Source organism: Methylomonas koyamae (assembly GCF_001644025.1).
Classification (GTDB): Bacteria; Pseudomonadota; Gammaproteobacteria; order Methylococcales; family Methylomonadaceae; genus Methylomonas; species Methylomonas koyamae_A.
Window position 1 is genome coordinate 1 of the sequence record NZ_LUUK01000233.1, and the last position, 17,601, is coordinate 17,601.

The 17,601-nt window shown below is 56.8% G+C and carries 17 protein-coding genes; 7 read left to right on the forward strand and 10 right to left on the reverse strand.

The window, feature by feature from the left end:
* Positions 1 to 326 precede the first annotated feature (326 nt).
* From A1355_RS23805 to A1355_RS23830, 6 genes are all read right to left on the reverse strand, one after another.
* Entirely contained in the window at positions 327 to 1,979 is a 1,653-nt protein-coding gene (locus tag A1355_RS23805; RefSeq protein WP_064031770.1) for a family 2A encapsulin nanocompartment cargo protein cysteine desulfurase, read from the reverse strand.
* Entirely contained in the window at positions 1,966 to 2,883 is a 918-nt protein-coding gene (locus A1355_RS23810; protein ID WP_064031771.1) for a family 2A encapsulin nanocompartment shell protein, read from the reverse strand. Before A1355_RS23810 ends, A1355_RS23805 begins: the two co-directional genes overlap by 14 nt.
* A gap of 461 nt (positions 2,884 to 3,344) precedes the next feature.
* The gene (gene epsC, locus A1355_RS23815) at positions 3,345 to 4,268 is read right to left on the reverse strand and encodes a serine O-acetyltransferase EpsC (protein ID WP_396643639.1); all 924 of its coding nucleotides are present in this window, start codon (positions 4,266 to 4,268) and stop codon (positions 3,345 to 3,347) included.
* An 11-nt stretch (positions 4,269 to 4,279) separates the two neighbouring features.
* Positions 4,280 to 5,257, reverse strand: a complete 978-nt coding sequence (gene cysK, locus A1355_RS23820; protein WP_064031773.1) for a cysteine synthase A — start codon at positions 5,255 to 5,257, stop codon at positions 4,280 to 4,282.
* Positions 5,258 to 5,469: 212 nt separating this feature from the next.
* Positions 5,470 to 6,987 carry a phenylacetate--CoA ligase family protein gene (locus A1355_RS23825; protein WP_231883780.1) on the reverse strand — a complete coding sequence of 506 codons (1,518 nt, stop codon included), beginning with the start codon at positions 6,985 to 6,987 and terminating at the stop codon, positions 5,470 to 5,472.
* Positions 6,988 to 7,015: 28 nt separating this feature from the next.
* The gene (locus A1355_RS23830; RefSeq protein WP_064031774.1) at positions 7,016 to 7,294 is read right to left on the reverse strand and encodes a hypothetical protein; all 279 of its coding nucleotides are present in this window, start codon (positions 7,292 to 7,294) and stop codon (positions 7,016 to 7,018) included.
* Between the two features lie 200 nt (positions 7,295 to 7,494).
* On the opposite strand from A1355_RS23830, the gene A1355_RS25910 reads away from it, so the two are divergent.
* The 3 genes from A1355_RS25910 (at position 7,495) to A1355_RS23840 (ending at position 10,200) form a co-directional block, all read left to right on the forward strand.
* Positions 7,495 to 7,656 (forward strand): hypothetical protein, encoded by a 162-nt coding sequence (locus A1355_RS25910; protein ID WP_168030662.1) that lies wholly within the window; start codon positions 7,495 to 7,497, stop codon positions 7,654 to 7,656.
* 556 nt (positions 7,657 to 8,212) lie between these two features.
* Positions 8,213 to 8,878 carry a response regulator transcription factor gene (locus A1355_RS23835; RefSeq protein ID WP_064031775.1) on the forward strand — a complete coding sequence of 222 codons (666 nt, stop codon included), beginning with the start codon at positions 8,213 to 8,215 and terminating at the stop codon, positions 8,876 to 8,878.
* A gap of 47 nt (positions 8,879 to 8,925) precedes the next feature.
* Complete coding sequence (locus tag A1355_RS23840) at positions 8,926 to 10,200, forward strand: sensor histidine kinase (protein WP_231883781.1); 1,275 nt, start codon at positions 8,926 to 8,928, stop codon at positions 10,198 to 10,200.
* 56 nt (positions 10,201 to 10,256) lie between these two features.
* On the opposite strand, the gene A1355_RS23845 is transcribed toward A1355_RS23840, so the two are convergent.
* From A1355_RS23845 to A1355_RS23855, 3 genes are all read right to left on the reverse strand, one after another.
* On the reverse strand, positions 10,257 to 10,991 hold the full coding sequence (locus tag A1355_RS23845) for a DUF3581 domain-containing protein (protein ID WP_064031777.1): 735 nt from the start codon (positions 10,989 to 10,991) through the stop codon (positions 10,257 to 10,259).
* A 149-nt stretch (positions 10,992 to 11,140) separates the two neighbouring features.
* On the reverse strand, positions 11,141 to 11,464 hold the full coding sequence (locus tag A1355_RS23850; RefSeq protein WP_064031778.1) for a rhodanese-like domain-containing protein: 324 nt from the start codon (positions 11,462 to 11,464) through the stop codon (positions 11,141 to 11,143).
* Positions 11,455 to 12,615, reverse strand: coding sequence for an aminotransferase class I/II-fold pyridoxal phosphate-dependent enzyme (locus A1355_RS23855; protein WP_064031779.1), 1,161 nt, complete (start codon positions 12,613 to 12,615; stop codon positions 11,455 to 11,457). Before A1355_RS23855 ends, A1355_RS23850 begins: the two co-directional genes overlap by 10 nt.
* Before the next feature lie 108 nt (positions 12,616 to 12,723).
* Here A1355_RS23855 and dksA point away from each other — a divergent pair, with 108 nt between their 5' ends.
* From dksA to A1355_RS23875, 4 genes are read left to right on the forward strand one after another with little or no spacing between them, the layout of a single operon-like run.
* A complete protein-coding gene (gene dksA, locus A1355_RS23860) occupies positions 12,724 to 13,155 on the forward strand; it encodes an RNA polymerase-binding protein DksA (RefSeq protein ID WP_064031780.1) in 432 nt (143 codons plus the stop codon).
* Positions 13,152 to 14,060, forward strand: a complete 909-nt coding sequence (gene gluQRS / locus A1355_RS23865; RefSeq protein WP_231883782.1) for a tRNA glutamyl-Q(34) synthetase GluQRS — start codon at positions 13,152 to 13,154, stop codon at positions 14,058 to 14,060. Before dksA ends, gluQRS begins: the two co-directional genes overlap by 4 nt.
* Before the next feature lie 14 nt (positions 14,061 to 14,074).
* Positions 14,075 to 16,015: an acetate--CoA ligase gene (gene acs / locus A1355_RS23870; RefSeq protein ID WP_064031806.1), complete on the forward strand. Its 1,941-nt coding sequence runs from the start codon at positions 14,075 to 14,077 to the stop codon at positions 16,013 to 16,015.
* Positions 16,012 to 16,944: a DMT family transporter gene (locus A1355_RS23875; RefSeq protein ID WP_064031781.1), complete on the forward strand. Its 933-nt coding sequence runs from the start codon at positions 16,012 to 16,014 to the stop codon at positions 16,942 to 16,944. The genes acs and A1355_RS23875 overlap by 4 nt, the downstream gene beginning before the upstream one ends.
* 39 nt (positions 16,945 to 16,983) lie before the next feature.
* Here the strand turns inward: A1355_RS23875 and A1355_RS23880 are convergent, their stop codons facing one another.
* Positions 16,984 to 17,556 (reverse strand): hypothetical protein, encoded by a 573-nt coding sequence (locus tag A1355_RS23880; protein ID WP_064031782.1) that lies wholly within the window; start codon positions 17,554 to 17,556, stop codon positions 16,984 to 16,986.
* Between the last annotated feature and the right edge of the window lie 45 nt (positions 17,557 to 17,601).

Below are 17,601 nucleotides of genomic sequence, written 5' to 3' on the forward strand. Positions count from 1 at the left end.
GTCCGACAGGCTCCTAGGCAGGCAAGAGGGCGAGGTCTGTTCGTTGACGAACATAGGGACGGAACAATGCGGGCCACACCAGCGCATGGCCTGGCGAAGACCGGACTGGCTTAACGGGAAACACCCCGGTGAACGCGGAATCCTGACGAGCTTGGAAAGGCGAAATCGGAACGGATTCGACCGCCCCGGCCGGTTTGAAATCGGTCGGAATCACACACAGGCGGTGCTTGAGAACGCCGGAATGACCATTCCAACGCCCCAAGTGCGGAGAGAAAACCAAACAACGCAAACGCCGGCCGGAGCAGCCGGGTTTGCGGGTTCGAACCCTAAAAACTACGTTTGGCGCATTGCAGCTTCTTCAGGACGGCCGCCAAGCGGTCGATTTCTTCGTAGGTGTTGTAAAACGCCAGCGACGGCCGTACCGTGGCTTCCAAGCCAAAGCGACGCAGGATGGGCTGCGCGCAATGGTGGCCGGAACGGACCGCGATGCCGGCTTCGTTCAGTGCCTTACCGACATCCTGGGTGGAGTGCCCCGCCATCACGAAGGACAGCACACTGGTTTTGTCTGGCGCGGTGCCGATCAGACGCACACCGGGGATCGCGCGCAAAATGTGCATGCCGTATTCCAGCAACTCGTGTTCGTAGCGGGCGACGTTTTCGATGCCGATCCGACTCAGATACTCCAACGCCGCCCCCAAGCCCACCGCATCGGCGATATTGCCGGTGCCGGCTTCGAATTTGGCAGGCGCCGGTTGATACACGGTTTTCTCGAACGTAACGTCTTCGATCATGTTACCGCCGCCTTGCCAAGGCTGGGTGATTGCCAGCAGTTCCGGCTTGCCGTACAACACGCCGATACCGGTCGGGCCGAAAATCTTGTGTCCGGAAAACACCAACCAATCGCAATCCAGGCTTTGCACATCCACCCGCAAATGCGACACCGATTGCGCGCCGTCCAACAACACCTTGGCGCCGGCCTGGTGAGCCAGCGCTATCATCTCCGCCGCCGGCGTCACGGTACCCAAGGCATTGGACACCTGGGTAAACGATACCAGCTTGGTTTTGGCATTCAGCAGTTTTTGGTACTCGGCCAGAATCACCTGACCGTCGTCGTCGACCGGAATCACCCGCAAGAGCGCCCCGGTTTCCCGGCACAACTGCTGCCAAGGCACGATGTTGGCGTGATGCTCCAGCCAACTGATGACGATTTCGTCGCCTTCGCCGATAAATTGCCGACCCCAACTTTGCGCGACCAAATTGATCGCCTCGGTAGCACCGCGCACGAACACGATATCGTCAGCCGACGACGCGTTAATGAACCCCGCCACGGTAGCGCGCGCGCCTTCGTAGGCGTCGGTGGCGCGCGCCGCCAGTTCGTGGGCGGCCCGGTGGATATTGGAGTTCTCATGACGATAAAACTCAGATATCCGATCGATGACGCACTGCGGTTTTTGGGTGGTCGCGGCGTTGTCCAACCAAGCCAACGGATAGCCGTTGACCCGCTCTTCCAGAATCGGAAAGTCGCGGCGCACCGCGTTCACGTCGAACGGCGGATGCGCCGAACCCAGGCCGGGAATTTGCGCGGCACGAGCTAGGCCGGACAGTTCATTGAGAAAATAAAACGGCGCGCTACCGGCACCGGCACCTGGCCCGGCTGGCGGCCGACTACTGGTGTCCACCAACCGCTGCAACTCCGACAAGCCCGGCAAACCGGCACTCGGTCCGGCCAGACCGGCGACGGCACTGCTATCGATACCCGGCCGATTCGCGAAACCGTTAGGCACCGCGTGATACGGCACCGAACTCGCCGCCGAGGCCGGTACGTTGTCGATGGCTTGACCATCGCCGGTCGGCATATCGCTGTAGTACAGGTTGGCCAAGCGGCTTAATTCGGCGGTGTCCGGCAAACCAGCCGGCACCGTACCGCCGCTCAGCGCTTGTTGAGCGAGCCCGGCCAGATCCGGATTAGGCGTAGTCATAGTAATTGTCCACTTCGACGTTTTCGAGTACGCCGATCGCGTCGTCGGTCAGTATCGCCAGCGAGCAATACAACGAGACCAAATAGGAAGCGATAGCTTTGTGGTTAATGCCCATGAAACGCACCGACAGTCCCATGCTAAGTTCGTCGGTCAGGTTTGGTTGATACAAACCGACCACGCCTTGCCGGCTTTCACCGGTGCGTAGCAGTAGTATGTTGGTTTTGCCGTTGACGATTTTCAGCTTGTCGGTCGGGATCAAAGGCAATCCGCGCCAAGTGATGAATTGCGAACCGAACAAGGACAAGGTCGGCGGCGGCGTGCCGCGGCGGGTGGCTTCGCGGCCGAAGGCTGCAATCGCCCGCGGGTGGGCTAGGAAGAAGCCCGGCTCTTTCCAGACTCGGGCGATCAGTTCGTCCAAGTCGTCCGGCGTCGGCGAACCTTTGCGGGTCTTGACTTTTTGCGATTCGATGACGTTGTTCAGCAAACCGTATTCGGTATTGTTGATCAGCTCGCTTTCCTGACGCTCTTTGACGGTTTCGATGGTCAGCCGCAATTGCTCATGAATTTGGTTGTGCGGGCTGCTGTATAAATCGGCGACGCGGGTATGTACGTCCAAGACGGTGTTGACCGCATTCAGGCGGTATTCGCGGCCCCATTCTTCGTAATCGACGAAGGTTTGCGGCAGCACTTTCTCGTCCAGACTTGAGCAATCGACGGCGATGCTGGTCTCGCTTTTGACTTTGTTGACCCGGTAAATACCCGCTTCGACCGGGATCCAAGGCAGCAGATGAACCAGCCAACGCGGCGTGATCGTGCCCATCATCGGCACGGTTTTGGTCGCATTGGATAAAGTGCGCGCGGCGACGTCGCCTAACGCGGTATGGGCTTGATGAATGTCCGACATAAGTGTCCCTTGCAGTTCTGGTTGATGACTTGGAATGCGTCTATCGCTCGGGCCGTATTTCCATCGGGCATAAAAAAAGCCAATGGCTCTGACGAGCGCATTGGCTTCCGGCGATCCGGTCAGCGATTGACTTAGATTCAAGATACCGATAGCAGACTAAACCTGTCAATACCGGCATGTCGGCGGCGGAATTTGCTTATGTCTATTCGCGACATGAATATCTAAAAATATCGTATACCTCGATTCCAACGGCAACTCGGCAACAAAAGATCCAATCTAAGCCATTGTTACTAATCACTTATTTTTTAGCCGCGCCTACTCCGCGTTCTACGACATCGGGCTGTATGATATTTTTCGAAGAAAGTTTGGTTGGCGTATCGGCCGTTCTGACAACTCCCCGACCTAGACCGGGACAAGGTCAAAATATTTCACTGAAATTTCAAGGCGTTGAACGTATTCATTCAAATCCCTGCGCCGGACTCGTACATTTCGCTACGGACTTGCGCCTGACTGACCTGACTGCCCGGCGGAACGCTGTGCGTCAACCAGACATTCCCGCCTATCGTCGAACCCCGGCCTATCGTGATTCGCCCCAAAATGGTCGCGCCGGCGTAAATCACCACATCGTCCTCGACGATAGGATGGCGGGCGTTACCCTTGACCAATAGGCCGTTTTCGTCCTTGGCAAAGCGCTTGGCCCCCAACGTGACGGCCTGGTACAAGCGCACGCGCCGACCGATGATCGCGGTTTCGCCAATCACGACGCCGGTACCGTGATCGATAAAAAAACTGTCGGCGATTCGCGCGCCGGGATGAATATCGATGCCGGTGGCCGAATGCGCGATTTCGCTGACGATGCGCGCCACCAACGGTAAGCCCAAACCGTATAACAGATGGGCCACCCGGTGGTGTATCACGGCGGTGATGCCGGGATAACAGGCCAGCACTTCGTCGGGACAACGGGCCGCCGGATCGCCTTCGTAGGCGGCGCGGATGTCGCTGTCGATCAACAGTCGGACGCCGGGCAGTTTGGCCGCAAACTCACGGGTCAGCTCGCTTGCCCGCCGCCAGACGTCGATGGTTTCGCCGTTTTGCTCGGCGACGAATTGCAGTTCCAACGCAATCTGCCGGCTTAAATCCCGTAGCAGACTGTCCAGGGTCTGACCGACGAAATAATCGATGCCTTCGTCGGTCAGATCCGGGCGGCCGAGACGGTTGGGGAACAAGACCGCCCCCAATTGTTCGACGATCTGGGCCAACACCTTACGGGCCGGCAATTTCGGCGGATGTTCGCGGCGATGGCGTTCCTCGAGCGAATGCAAGCGTATCGCCCGCAGTTCCGCGACCAGATCATCTATTCCCCAAAAGGGAGACGCAATCGCCAACGCCGCTTCGTTCATAGCGCCGAGCCTTGGGCGTCGAACAAACCTTCGAACAGCGCCGAACTCAGATAGCGTTCACCGGAATCCGGCAATACCACGACAATGGTCTTGCCGACGTTTTCCGGCTGCTTGGCGAGTCTGACCGCCGCCGCCACCGCCGCCCCGCAGGAAATGCCGGCCAAAATGCCCTCCTCCCTGGCCAAGCGGCGCGCGTAGTCGATGGCTTCGTCATTGCTGACTAGTTCAATCTGATCCACCAACGATAAGTCCAAAACGTCCGGCACGAATCCGGCGCCTATGCCCTGGATTTTGTGTGGTGCCGGTTGCAATTCCTGTCCGGCGCGGAATTGGGTCAGAATGGGACTGGCTTCCGGCTCGACGGCCACGGTATGGATGGGCTTGCCCTGCTTTAACTTAATGTAGCGCGACACGCCAGTAATCGTGCCGCCGGTACCGACGCCGGATACGAAAATGTCGATCGCGCCGTCGCTGTCGTTCCAGATTTCCGGACCGGTGGTCAGTTCGTGGATTTCGGGATTGGCGGGGTTTTTAAACTGTTGCAACAGCACATAACGTTCGGGTTCGGACGCGGCGATTTCTTCGGCCTTGGCGATCGCGCCTTTCATGCCTTTGGCGCCTTCGGTCAAAATCAGTTTGGCGCCGTAGGCCACCAGCAATTTGCGGCGTTCCAGACTCATGGTTTCCGGCATCGTCAACGTCAACGGAATGCCGCGCGCCGCCGCGACGAAGGCCAGCGCGATACCGGTGTTGCCGCTGGTCGGTTCGATGATTTCCTTACCTGGCCCCAAAACGCCGCGGCGCTGAGCGTCGTTAATCATCGCCGCGCCGATCCGGCATTTCACCGAATAAGCCGGGTTGCGACCTTCGACCTTAGCCAGCAAGGTCACCGGCGCGCCGTCGGCGATGCGGTTCAAACGCACCAACGGCGTGTTGCCGATGGACTGCGAGTTGTCGGGATACCAATGTGCCATGTTTAAATCCTTGAAATTTAGATACAAAAAAGCCAGCGGCCCCGTGCGGGACGCACTGGCTTCCGGCGGTCCGGTCAGCGTAACGTGACTTGCCGGTTAACTTAAGGCGGCGGGCAACAGGTTGTCAAGAAAAATTGCTAATAAAAACCGCCGCTTATCGAATATTTCGATGATATGTTCTGATTTTGGCATGAAGCGGCGCCGCGATTATCCTATTTTCGGGTGTAGCGATGTTTGACGCCGGCCGGGAAATACTCGGGATCGGCGAAACGCTGCAAGGTCACCTTCGGGGTTTGCCGTTCCACCGGCGTGTAGTGGGCAAATTCGCTGTTGAGCCGCAATAGCTGGACTTTGATCGATTCGGCGACCCGCCCCGCATCAACGTGTTCGGGATCGACATCCGGCAAGACTTCCACCGCGACGTGCAACTCGCTATCGCCGGCGACGTTTTCCCTGACTTGCAACACAAATTTGCCGGTCAACCAGCCGGTCAACTCCGGTTGTTCCAATCCTACCGTGACATTCTCCGGATAAATATTGGCGCCGTAATAGGACACCGTGAAATCCGCCCGGCCGAACACGAACACGAACGGCAGCTCGCGCGGTTTAAAATCGCTAGGCAAGCCCAGATCGGTCACCGATTCGATACCGGCGGCACGCAAGCGCTCCCAGATTTGCCGATACGGGATGACGCCGCCTTTGTCGGCGATGTGGTAGCGCACCAGCGGCACGCTGTTCTCGCCCGATACCACCAAGGTATCGGCTTCGACTTCGAAGAAGCGGCTCGCCGGGTCGTATTGCACCAGCGTCGGCAAGCGCGACTCGCCGAACCATGCGCGGGCCTCGTCGGGATGACCGGCCAACCAGCGCCGAATCGCGATGCTCAGCGGTGTTTCGTTGCCCAACACCCCGCCGTCGGCGGTACCGTACAGCGACGCCGAATCGAATTCCGCTCGCTCGGCACCGATGCGTTCGCCGACCAAGGCCCGCCATTCCTCGCTAAACACCTCGCCGGCAAACACCAATTTTGGGTTGAAGTCCGACCAAACGATGCCCTCGGCGCTACCGGCATCGATAACATCCTTGATGAAAGGCGGATAACCCAATAACACGGTTTGCTCGAATTGCGGCGCCAGCTCGCGCACCACCCGAAAGATTTCGGCCTTGTTGTTACCCGGCGTCGCGACCATTATCGGGTAGCCTTTGCGCGCCAAATGCCAGCAGCATGAGGTCGTGAATAAACCGCCAACCCAGTTGCCCAGCGCAAAACACACCACGGCCAGGGTCGTACGGCGATCGGCGGCGAAGCTGTCCTTGAAGACCTGCTCGAAACGCAGGGCCACATCCAATTCGTCAGCGGCGGAGCGCGGCCAGAACGTCGGCTGGCCGGTCGAACCGGAAGATACCGCGACCCGGTCGGCTCCGACCAAACTGCCGCCGAAGCAACGTTGAGCCAGCGGGTAGGCCCGCATGTAATCTTGTTTGCTCATCAACGGTAAGCGGGAGTATTCGGCATAGTCGACCACTTGCTCGGGGCTGACGCCGCGCTCGGCCAGAAACTGGCGGTAGGCCGGCACTTCGGCGGCGCAACGCCGAAACAGCGCCAGCAATTTCTCCTCGGGCTTGACGTCTTGCCCGCCCAACAAATCGTCCAGCGGCGTGGTCAGGAAACGCTGAAAAACGGCATTTAAGTCGGTCATCGTCGGATTGCTCAATTCGTGGGTGGTCATGTCGGGTATCGGTTTACGACAGCACTGGTCACTTCCCGTGCTGCTCGTCGTAAGAGGAAGGAGTCACGCCGGCTCGCTCAAGCAGTTCCCGGACGTGTTTGACATCCTGCTTGGCGAAGACACCGCCGTGGTGCGGATGATGCAAAAAGCCTTCGAATTGGTTTAACACCACTCGAAACTTGGCGCCGTGACCGGACTCTATCGTGGCGCCCAAGTGATGCAGCAACGATTCGACTTCCCGCCAATGGATGTTGGCGCTGATGGGATCATGAAAGATAGCTCGTAATACATTGGCGTGATGACTCATCGCGGCATTCTCCCTACAAGTGAGCCGACAGCATACGCCGTAAATGCTCCAGGCTACAACACGGCCGCTAACGAGCCAGACCGCAATTGTTTCCCATATAAAAACAAATCATGCACTATCAGCATTATTGTAAATATTTTCACAATTGTTATCATAGAACCGTCTTCACGAATCAACCGATGCTGTCTTAGGAGTCCGACATGAACAAACCCCTTTTATTTTATAGAGACGTATTAACCGGCCTGTTTTTTACCGCTGGCGTATTCGGTTTCGTTTCCGGCGAGTTCATTTTCTCCACACTGCTGTTCGGCGCGGCGTCGCTGTCCAGCAACCTGGACTTGCATCGGAACCTGCGTGCTTAGTTCCTCGTTGTACCTCCCTCGTTGTTAAGCTAGCAACCCCTCCGAAGCTAGCAATACTACATAGCCTCCGTCACTTGTGGACGGGGGCTTTTTTTTGCGCGGACAAAATACCGATCGTTGATTCGGCGGAAAAGCCGTGTAGCGAGAATACCCCGAGGCTATCGGCCAAGGCCGACCATGCCAGACACGAGCTCAGTCAAAATTAGAGGAGAAATCGTCGTCTATCGACCGATGAACGATAAACAAAGCCGATGAGATTAAGTGGCTCCGAATGCACTACGAACGCAGAAGTGCAACGGGAACTCGGAAGGGGCGCCACTAAAACGTCCGCAACCGTGTTCACCGGCGACTCCCGGCCGACCAGAGGGACTGGGCCAAGCACGGTAAGCGCGAGGTATCAGACCAAATTCAGATAAACCGGTTCTGAATAGGCGATTAAAAACAGATTAAATCATCGCCAGGCACGGCGCTTAGAAACGCTTCGTCATGCGTGTGTTAATCCCTTGCCTACGTCGCTGCACTACAATATCCCTATTTTACCGTTTGCCCATTTGCGATGAGACTGCTGCTGATAGAAGACGACACCGACCTGGCCCGCTCGATCCAGGTCGAACTTGAAATTGCCGGATTCGCGGTCGACTTGGCCTACGACGGCGAACAAGGCGAATTCCTGGGCGCCACGGAGAATTACGACATCGCGGTCTTGGATTTGGGGCTGCCCAAGCTGTCGGGTCTGGCAGTCCTTAAGAAATGGCGGGACGCCGGTAACGCCATGCCGGTCATCGTGCTGACCGCGCGCGACGCCTGGCACGAAAAAGTCGACGGTTTTAAAGCCGGCGCGGACGATTACCTGGGCAAGCCCTTTCACATCGAAGAATTGCAGGCGCGCATCCGGGCGTTGTTAAAACGCTGCCATGGAATCACCAATACCGGTCTGACCTGCGCCGGCGTTACTTTGGATGAAGAATTGCAAACCGTTACGATGGAAGGTCAGCCATCCGCTCAGTTAACCTCGCTGGAGTTTCGTCTGTTACGCTATTTCATGCTGCACTCCGGCCAAATTTTGACGAAAACCGATTTGATGGAGCATGTCTATGAAATGGACGGCGATCCGGACAGCAATGTCATCGAAGTCTACGTCAACCGTTTACGCCGCAAACTCGGCAAGGATTTGATCGCTACTCGGCGCGGCCAAGGTTACGTATTTGGGCAAACCGCGTGATTTCATTGCGCTTACGCTTGAATCGCGGGCTAGCGGCTATCTTATGCGTGATATTTGCATTGCATTGGCTGGCGGCCGACTGGGTGATACGCTCGGTCGCCGAAAAACAGATGTTGACCCGCCTGACTCACGACAGCGACTCGATACTGGACACCCTCGACTTCGACGCCGACGGCCAGCCCAGCTTCGATACCAGCCACGCCGGCTCGGTTTACGGCCAAGCCTATTCGGGCCACTATTTCGTGCTACACATCGACGGCAAGCCGATTTATTCGCGCTCACTCGCCGGCACGACGCTACCTTTCGAGGCCATGGCCGTCGATACTACCAGACAATTCCATTTCAAGTCCGGTCCCCACGACCAACTGTTATTAGTCTTAAGCCGCGGATTCGCCAAAGCCGGCCACACCATCAGCATCAGTACCGCCGAGGACTTGACCGACATCGGTCGAGACATCACCGCGATCCGAATCGGCTATCTGGCATTGAGTCTGACTGTGCTGGTCGCGGCGATCGCGCTGCAAACCGCCGACGTTAAACGATCGTTACGACCGCTACGCGCGGTTACCGGCGAACTGGCGGCCATCGCCCACGGTCAGCAGCGTCAGATCGAAGCCGAGGTTCCGTTCGAAATCCGACCGCTGGTCAAGGAAGTCAACCGGCTATTGATGTTGGTTGAACGCCGCCTTCACCAATCGCGGACCGCGATCGGCAATCTGGCGCACGCCTTGAAAACGCCGTTGGCGATGCTGTTTCGGCTGGCCGAAAATCCGGCGCTACGCGACTTGCCGGAATTGAAACGACAGTTGGAACAACAGAACCAAACGATCTTGAAACGGATAGACCGTGAATTGAAACGAGCGCGGATTTCCGGAAACGCCCAACCCGGCGCGACCTTCAATCCCCATGTGGAATTAACGGCGCTGTGCGAGCTGATGCAGGTCATTTACGCGGAAAAGGCCTTGTCTTTCGAGATACGAGCGCCCGATCAGTTATTGCATCTGGACCGCGAGGACATGCTGGAAATGATAGGCAACCTGCTCGATAACGCCTGCAAGTGGGCCAAATCGCGAATTGTCATCGACGTCGCGGAACGGGAAGGTTTGACGTTACGAATCGCGGACGACGGCCCCGGTTGCGACAAGCAGCAACTGCGGCAAATGGTGCAGCGAGGGTTGCGTCTGGACGAAGCCACACCCGGCCACGGGCTGGGACTAGCCATCGTCCACGACATTGCCGGCTACTACGGCGGCAGCCTGGCCTTGAGCCGATCCGCCGAACTGGGTGGTTTGGCGGCCACGGTTAGGCTGCCACCCACTTGAATCTTTAACCGCTGCCGTGTGGGCGGCACCGGTTCGCGGCTACCGGTAATCAGACCTCAGCCCACCTCGGCAACCGCGAGATTGCTCAGATATCCGTGCTTGCGCGCCAGATACTCTTCGACGAAGGCTTGCATCGGCTCGACTTCGTAATCCCGCAAGCCGCTGACGGCCAGCTTCTTGAAGCCGGAACCGACCACCGCGTCACCGCAGCAAATCTGAAAGTGCAGATAAGCCGTCGCACGTTTGCCGTTGACCTCCATCTTGGGTTCCAACATTTCCAGACGCGGCTCGCTGAATTGCATGCAATCCAGATGTAGCGTCATGCTTTCGTAGATGACCAACGGCCGGTCGATGTTGAACATCACATTTTCCTTGGCTAGCAGCGGCACCAGCACGTACGGAAAATTCTGCCCGGAAAACGCCACGTAATCGCGGATCAGGGCCTCGATCAGGCTGGGATCGCGGATCACATCGCCGGAGCGCTCGATTTGTAGATAGGTCTTATCTTGTTGACTGTCGGTCACATCGAAACGCTCGGCATCGGTCTCCGGGAAATTCAACAGGACGTTGTGACCCACCATGCCGGAAAAGATAAAGTGCATGTTCTGGCTGAGCCCGTACTTTTCCAATACAAGCGAAAACAATAAATCGCCGGGTACGCAAAAGCGCTTGGCATCGGCATCGTGCAAAGGATTAAAGTCGTGCGCCACTTCCTTGGCAAACATGCTGGCCTGCTCGGCGCTGATGGCGATACCACCGTCGCGAACTTCATAAAACTCTTTCAAAAACATGGCGATTTTTTATTTTTAATATTGCGGATCAAAATCTTGCGAGTCCGGACGCCGCGGCGTCCGGATACAGCCCCCCATCGCGGAGAGCTTAGCAACGCCGCGATCGTAGCCATTCGCAAACAACAGCGGCCGATAACGCTCTGTGTCTATTAGTATCGCGGAACGCCGGAATCGCATGCCAGCGACCAAGCGTCTATACCGCCCTGCAAGTTGTATAGGCGACTATAGCCATGGTGTTGTAAAAAGAAACAGGCTTGCTGGCTACGCATGCCGTGATGGCAAATCACGACAATATCGCGCTCGGTATCCAGCTCGTCCAGTCGTTGCGAAATCTGTTGCAACGGAATCAACTGACTGCCTTCGATACGGGCATAGGCGAACTCTTGGGGTTCGCGAACATCCAGCAGTAGTGGCGCCGGCTCGGCTTCCAGGCGTTGCTTAAGTTGTTGTGGGGTATATTGGGTTATCGGCATAAAAAGGTTTCCAATCGGGTCAGCGCGGCGGCCATTCTATCGACAGAAGCGGTATATGCAAAACGAATGTGCCGATCGGCGCGATAAACGCCAAAATCCCTGCCAGGCGTCACGGCCACGGCCTGGGTTTCCAACAACTCTTTGGCGAATTCGAAACTATCGTCCGCCAAATCGCTGCTGTCTGCGTAGACGTAAAAAGCGCCTTGCGGTTTGCGGGCAATGCGAAACCCCAGTTTCGGCAAATTTTCGCACAGAAAGTCGCGGCGCCGCTGAAACTCCAGCCGCCGCGCTTCGAGTTCCGCCAAGTTTTCCGGGGTAAAGCTCGCCAGCGCGGCATACTGCGATTGGGTCGAGGTGGCTATAAAGATGTTTTGCGCCAAGCGCTCCGCGGCATCGATAAATTCTTCGGGCACCACCAACCAGCCGACCCGCCAACCGGTCATGCCGAAAAACTTGGAGAAACTGTTGATAACGAAGACTTTGTCGCTAAAGGCCAATGCGCTGGACACCGCATCGTCGTAGACTAGGCCGTGATAGATTTCGTCCGAATAAAAGCAACCGCCCAACTCGGTAACCTTGGCGATGGCTTGACGTAGCGCTTCCCGGCCTATCACGGTACCGGTCGGATTCGACGGCGACGCAATCAGCGCGCCTTTGCATTCCGCGCCCCAGTGTTCGGCGATCAGGTCGGCACTGAGCTGGTAATCGTCGTCCGCGCCAACCGGAATTAATTCGCTACGTCCGCCGAATAGCCGAACAAAATTATCGTTACAGGGATAGCAAGGATCGGCCATCAGAATCCGCTCGCCAGGATTGATGCTGATACCGAAAGCCAACAAAAACGCACCGGAAGCACCTGGTGTCACGAAAATTCGCCGGGCATCGACGTTGATACCGGCCGCATGATAATAATCGGCGATAGCCTCGCGCAGCGCCAGTAATCCGGCTGCTGGGGTGTATTTAACTTCGCCTGTCCGCAGAAAGCGGTTCCCGGCAGCGATCACCGCCGGCGGCGTCGGAAAATCGGGCTCGCCGATTTCCATGTGAATCACGTCGCGCCCCCGAGCTTCCAATTGCTTGGCGCGCTGCAAAAGTTCCATCACGTAAAACGCGCTGATCCCGTGCATCCGTTCCGCAATATGCTGCTTCATTCCCGCCGACCCAGAAACCAAAAGAGCCGCATCATAACAAACTTCTTGCTTGCCCCTGGCTATTCTGATAAAAAGCCCCGATTTTTTCAGTCCGCCAGGAGTCATTGGATGAACAATTCTCAACCTGCTACGTCAGAATATTCTTTTAAACCTTACGAGGAAAAAGATGGCGAAGAGTACATGAACGAAGCGCAGCTCAAGCACTTTGCTGCGATTTTGAACAAATGGAAATCCGACCTGATGAAGGAAGTTGACCGCACGGTCACGCATATGCAGGACGAAGCCGCCAATTTCCCCGATCCCAACGATAGAGCGACCCAGGAATCCGAATTCAGCCTGGAATTGCGCACCCGCGACCGAGAGCGCAAATTAATCAAGAAGATTGATGAAGCCTTGAAGGAAATCGAATCCGGCAATTACGGTTATTGCGAAACCTGCGGCATTGAGATCGGCATCCGCCGTCTGGAAGCCCGCCCGACCGCGACCCTGTGCATCGATTGCAAAACCCTGGACGAAATCCGCGAGAAACAACTGGGTTGATTGCGCAACCCGATTCGGTACGCTACAGCGGCCGGTTCGCGCCCTCGCCCACCGGCCCACTTCATCTCGGCTCGCTCTACACCGCGCTGGCCAGCTTTCTGGATGCCCGCAGCCACGGCGGTCGCTGGTTGCTGCGAATCGACGATCTCGATACACCGCGTAACGTCGCCGGTGCCGCCGAACGTATCATCGACACATTATTCGGGTTCGGGCTGCAATGGGACGACGATATCGACTTCCAGAGCCAACATCTGGACGAATACGCCGCCGCGATCGAACGGCTCCGCGAGCGAGGCCTGATTTATCGCTGCATTTGCAGTCGCGCCAAATTGGCCGACTCGCCGGATCGCTATCCAGGCTATTGTCGAAATCAGAATCCCGATCCCAGCCAAGCTCATGCGTTGAGGCTCGCCTGCCCGAACCAAGACATCCGCTTTATCGATCGCTTGCAAGGGCCGATGCGGCAAAATCTGGCCAAACAGGTCGGCGATTTCGTCGTCCTACGTAAGGACCGGATTTTCGCCTACCAATTGGCGGTGATCGTCGACGATTGCCGGCAAGGGGTCAACCATGTCGTGCGGGGTTACGATTTATTGGACTCCACGCCCAGGCAGTGTTATTTGTACCAGCTATTCGGGCAAGCGCCGCCAACATACGCGCACATCCCCGTCATCGTCGACGGTAAAGGCCAAAAACTCAGCAAGCAAAGCCGTGCCGCCGCCGTCAGCACCCACTCGGGCGCTCGCACCTTATATCGGTTGCTATGCTTGCTGAACCAAGCGCCACCCCCGTCGTTGCGTAATGCTTCGATCGCGGATTTACTCGACTGGGGAATCCGCCATTGGCAACCGGCGCAACTCAGCGGCGTCGCCCGAATTAGCCAACCTGTCGCCCACGATTATTAAAAAAGGAGATGAAGATGTCCGACCAGAAACTGTATCCGGTGATCCCGGCCATCGCCGCCAGCGCCCATATCGACACCGACCGCTACCATGAAATGTATCGTCGGTCGATAGACGATCCGGAAGCTTTCTGGTCCGAGCAGGCGGAACAATTTTTGGACTGGGAGCGCCGTTGGGATAGCGTACTGGCTCACGATTACCCGCGCGGCGAAATTCAGTGGTTCATCGGCGGCAAGCTAAATGTCACCGTCAATTGCCTGGATCGGCATCTGGCCACTCGCGGCGACCAAATCGCCATCATCTGGGAAGGTGACGATCCGAGCCACCACAGCACCCTAACTTACCGGGAACTACACCGCCAGGTCTGCAAGTTTGCGAACGTGATGAAATCGCAAGGTGTCGGTAAAGGCGACCGGGTTTGTATTTACCTACCGATGATCGCCGAGGCCGCCGTCGTAATTTTGGCCTGCGCCCGGATCGGCGCGATTCATTCCATTGTGTTCGGAGGCTTCTCCGCCGACGCCCTGCGCGACCGTATACTCGACGCCGACTGCCGGTTTTTGATCTGCGCCGACGAGAGCTACCGGGGCGGCAAAATCGTCCATTCCAAACTGAACGTGGACAAGGCCGCCAAGCAGTGCCCGAACCTGCGAACCGTCGTCGTCATCAAGCATACCGGTCACGATATTCCGTGGAGCAACGGCCGCGATGTCTGCTACCACGAAGCGATGCAGAGTGCCGACGAGACCTGCGAGCCGGAGTTAATGGACGCCGAGGATCCGTTGTTTATTCTCTATACGTCCGGATCGACCGGCCTGCCCAAGGGCGTTTTGCACACGACCGGCGGTTATTTACTGTATGCCGCGATGACCCACAAGTATGTGTTCGACTATCGGGAAGGCGACGTTTATTGGTGTACGGCCGACATAGGCTGGATCACCGGGCATTCCTACGTACTGTACGGCCCACTTTGCAACGGCGCGACCACGTTGATGTTCGAGGGGGTCCCGACCTACCCCGAACCCGATCGCTTCTGGCAAGTCATCGATAAGCACCGGGGCAACATTTTTTATACCGCGCCGACCGCGATACGCGCACTGATGGCGCAAGGCGATGCCTACGTTCAGCGTACTGGCCGCGACTCCTTGCGTGTACTGGGCAGCGTCGGCGAACCCATCAACCCCGAAGCCTGGGAATGGTATTACCGCGTAGTCGGCGATCAACGCTGCCCCGTCGTCGACACTTGGTGGCAAACCGAGACGGGCGGCATTCTGATTACGCCTCTGCCCGGCGCGACCGCATTGAAACCCGGTTCGGCAACCCTCCCGTTCTTTGGTATTCAACCAGCCATCTTGGATCCCGAAGGCCATCCGCTGGACGGCGAAGCGGAAGGCATACTGGTATTGACCTTTCCATGGCCGGGTCAAGCCCGTAGCGTCTACGGCGACCATCAACGCTTCGTCGATACCTATTTCAGCAAATTTCCCGGTTACTATTTCGCCGGCGACGGCGCCCGCCGCGACGCCGACGGCTATTACTGGATTACCGGCCGTATCGACGACGTATTAAACGTTTCCGGCCACCGCCTGGGCACTGCCGAAATCGAAAGCGCGCTGGTCCTGCACGACCAGGTCGCCGAAGCGGCGGTCGTCGGTTTTCCGCATCCAATCAAGGGTCAAGGCATATACGCTTACGTGACGTTGAATGTCGGCGTCGAAGGCAACGAGACCCTGAAAGCGGAACTGAAGAATTTGGTCCGCGAAGAAGTCAGCGCGATTGCACTACCCGATGCGATTCAATGGTCGCCGGGACTGCCCAAAACGCGCTCCGGAAAGATCATGCGGCGCATATTGCGCAAGATTGCCGCCAACGAGTTCAGCGATTTGGGCGACACCTCCACGCTAGCCGATCCGGCTGTCGTTGAGCAGCTGGTCGCCAACCGACAGCATCCGAGTTGAAGCCACAGCTCGCGCTAGCCTATTTCGGGGTCGTCCTGATCTGGACCACGACACCACTGGCGATAAAATGGAGCAGCATTGGTGTCAGCTACGTGTTTGGCGCGACCGGCCGGATGTCCATTGGTTTGGCCTGCCTGCTGGTTCTGTTATTACTGCGTCGGAAAGGCTTGCCTTGTCACCGGCTAGCGCTACGCACCTATTTAGCCGTTTCGATGCAGATTTATGCCAGTATGCTGATCACCTATTGGTCGGCGCGTTTCGTACCGTCAGGCTGGATCTCGGTCATTTTCGGCCTCGGCCCATTCATGACGGCGTTCATGGCTGCCGCTTACCTAAAGGAGCGCAGCCTAGGTTGGCGAAAACTAGCGGCTTACAGCCTAGGCGCTTTTGGTTTGGCCGTGATGTTCAGCTCGGCCAGGGAATTGCATCCAATGGCCATTCAAGGCACGCTCGGCATATTGCTGGCAACCTTTATTCACGCGGCTAGCGCGGTCTGGGTTAAGCAAATCGACGCCAAACTACCGTCGGTGCAGCAGATCACCGGCGGATTGCTGATTTCGGTGCCTTTATACTGGTTGACCTGGCTAATATTGGACGACGGCGCCCTACCGACACAAATTCAGCTACAAACTCTATATGCGATCATCTATCTCGGTGTCGTGGCAACAACACTGGGATTTGCCTTGTATTACTACGTGCTTGGACAACTGCCGGCCACCGACGTGGCCATGATGAACCTGATGACACCGGTATTGTCGTTATTACTGGGGTATCTGGCCAACCGCGAACCGATCACGATGAAAACCGTCGTCGGCACCAGCCTGATCATGGCGGCATTAGCACTGCATCAAAGGGCTGACCGTGCCAGTCTACCCGTTCAAATTGCAAAATCCAAAAACCGACGCGCGAAAAAAAACCGGGGCCGCTAACGCGGCCCCGGTTTCCAATCCTACCTAAAAATTAGCTAATTAGGCATTCACGACCGATTTACGGCGGCCAGTGTACAACAAGCCCAACAATGCGCTGGTTAGCATCCAAATGGAAGCCGGCAGCGGAACTTGAGAGACTGGATTGTCGTCAACGACGGTTGACGGAGCGATGTCGGTAACCAATGCGATGTCGGTCAGCAGTTTGCTACCGAACGCCAGCAAGTAGGAATTGTCAACCAATTCCAAGCCTTTCTTAACATTGGTCCAAGTACCACCGCTGGTTTTCATACCAAATTGAAAATGACTTGAGCCTTTCAATGTGCCGGTAACGCTAGGATCGCTGAGCAAGCTCACGGTCCAATCGGAACCGCTAGCAGCCGCAAAGCTAACAGTAGCGCCGCCAGTGAATGTCAAAACAGGCATTGCACTGCTTGATGTGGCGGAATCTTCGAAAATGCCGAATTCTGCACCCGAAAAACCCAACACAGAAGCAAGGGTAATAAAATTGATGTCACCGTCGGTAGGTTCCCACACAACGCTTGCAGAAGCAGCGTTGGCAACCATCAACAGGCACACCGCCAAACATTTTTTGAAAGATAAAATCATCTTCATTGATTTTCCCCATAGTTAACGTTAACAAAAGGCCATCCTAATAGC

What these genes read in the sequence shown, in the direction of transcription:
- A1355_RS23880 (WP_064031782.1), bottom strand. Translation starts at nt 17,556, where the DNA reads ATGAAGATGATTTTATCTTTCAAAAAATGTTTGGCGGTGTGCCTGTTG.
- A1355_RS23805 (WP_064031770.1), bottom strand. Translation starts at nt 1,979, where the DNA reads ATGACTACGCCTAATCCGGATCTGGCCGGGCTCGCTCAACAAGCGCTG.
- A1355_RS23835 (WP_064031775.1), top strand. Translation starts at nt 8,213, where the DNA reads ATGAGACTGCTGCTGATAGAAGACGACACCGACCTGGCCCGCTCGATC.
- A1355_RS23810 (WP_064031771.1), bottom strand. Translation starts at nt 2,883, where the DNA reads ATGTCGGACATTCATCAAGCCCATACCGCGTTAGGCGACGTCGCCGCG.
- dksA (WP_064031780.1), top strand. Translation starts at nt 12,724, where the DNA reads ATGAACAATTCTCAACCTGCTACGTCAGAATATTCTTTTAAACCTTAC.
- A1355_RS23845 (WP_064031777.1), bottom strand. Translation starts at nt 10,991, where the DNA reads ATGTTTTTGAAAGAGTTTTATGAAGTTCGCGACGGTGGTATCGCCATC.
- A1355_RS25910 (WP_168030662.1), top strand. Translation starts at nt 7,495, where the DNA reads ATGAACAAACCCCTTTTATTTTATAGAGACGTATTAACCGGCCTGTTT.
- A1355_RS23850 (WP_064031778.1), bottom strand. Translation starts at nt 11,464, where the DNA reads ATGCCGATAACCCAATATACCCCACAACAACTTAAGCAACGCCTGGAA.
- A1355_RS23830 (WP_064031774.1), bottom strand. Translation starts at nt 7,294, where the DNA reads ATGAGTCATCACGCCAATGTATTACGAGCTATCTTTCATGATCCCATC.
- cysK (WP_064031773.1), bottom strand. Translation starts at nt 5,257, where the DNA reads ATGGCACATTGGTATCCCGACAACTCGCAGTCCATCGGCAACACGCCG.
- A1355_RS23825 (WP_231883780.1), bottom strand. Translation starts at nt 6,987, where the DNA reads ATGACCACCCACGAATTGAGCAATCCGACGATGACCGACTTAAATGCC.
- acs (WP_064031806.1), top strand. Translation starts at nt 14,075, where the DNA reads ATGTCCGACCAGAAACTGTATCCGGTGATCCCGGCCATCGCCGCCAGC.
- A1355_RS23855 (WP_064031779.1), bottom strand. Translation starts at nt 12,615, where the DNA reads ATGAAGCAGCATATTGCGGAACGGATGCACGGGATCAGCGCGTTTTAC.